The sequence below is a fragment of the Marinifilum sp. JC120 genome (genome assembly GCA_004923195.1).
In the GTDB taxonomy this organism is placed as follows: Bacteria; Desulfobacterota; Desulfovibrionia; order Desulfovibrionales; family Desulfovibrionaceae; genus Maridesulfovibrio.
Genome location: RDSB01000063.1, coordinates 1 through 1,112, shown reverse-complemented (window position 1 = coordinate 1,112; position 1,112 = coordinate 1). Strand labels below are relative to the sequence as shown.

The 1,112-nt window shown below is 41.0% G+C and carries 1 protein-coding gene; it reads left to right on the top strand.

Annotated features, from left to right (window positions below):
* Positions 1 to 1,112, top strand: a 1,112-nt coding sequence (locus tag D0S45_20335; protein ID TIH08934.1) for a hypothetical protein, incomplete at both ends; no start/stop codon positions are given.

Below are 1,112 nucleotides of genomic sequence, written 5' to 3'. Positions count from 1 at the left end.
CTTTTCTATCAGATAGGAAGGGCTGTTGCACAAAATGTACTTATAAGTAATTGCCCCATAGATCCTATATCTATCTATATGAAGAAGAAATCATGTAACGAAGGGGATTCTTATTTGTACAAATGGTACTTCGARCTTGGAACGAGCATGAAGAAATTMACGAKACTTCTTTMTCTTTTGAGTTGTTCTGCCGGATCGGTCGCTCAAGACCTTTGGTCTCTACCCSKACCCGATGAAAAAAATRGGATCACTTCTTATGGACTCGTTGAGAATGATTCTGATCTAGTTCATGGCCTATTAGAAGTAGAAGGCGCTCTGGTGGGACCCTCACGGACAGAAAAAGATTGCAGTCAGTTTGATAATGATCRAGTGACATTGYTTYTTCGSYCCGAACCAAGGGATCCCTTATATATGATGCAAGATGGATCTTGTTCTATCGTTGATCAGAGATTTCTCTATGAAAAATACGAATCGGAGTTTGAAGAAGGGGAAGGAGAAGGAGYCCTCGACCCGCAACAGATAGAAGAGGATTTATTCAATCACATAGTTTGGGCTCCTAGAATATGGCGCCCTYGGGGCTTTCTATTTGATTGTATCGAAAGGCCYAATGARTTGGGATTTCCCTATTSGGCCRGGTCATTTCGGGGCAAGCGGATCATTTATGATGAARAGKATGAGCTTCAAGAGAAYGATTCGGAGTTCTTGCAGAGYGGAACCRTGCAGTACCAGASACGAGAKAGRTCTTCCAAAGAACAAGGCYTTTTTMGAATAAGCCAATTCATTTGGGACCCYGCRGATCCAYTCTTTTTCCTATTCAAAGMTCARCCCYYTGTCTCTGTGTTTTCACRTCGAGAATTMTTTGCAGATSAAGAGATGTCAAAGGGGCTTCTTACTYCCCAAACRRATCCTCCTACATCTMTRWATAAACGCTGGTTYATCAAKAAKACGCAAGAAAAGCACTTCGAATTGTTGATTMATCGCCAGAGATGGCTTAGAACCAATAGTTCATTATCTAATGGATCTTTCCGTTCTAATACTCYATCCGAGAGTTATCAGTATTTATCAAATCTGTTYCTATCTAACGGAACRCTATTGGATCAAATGACAAAGRC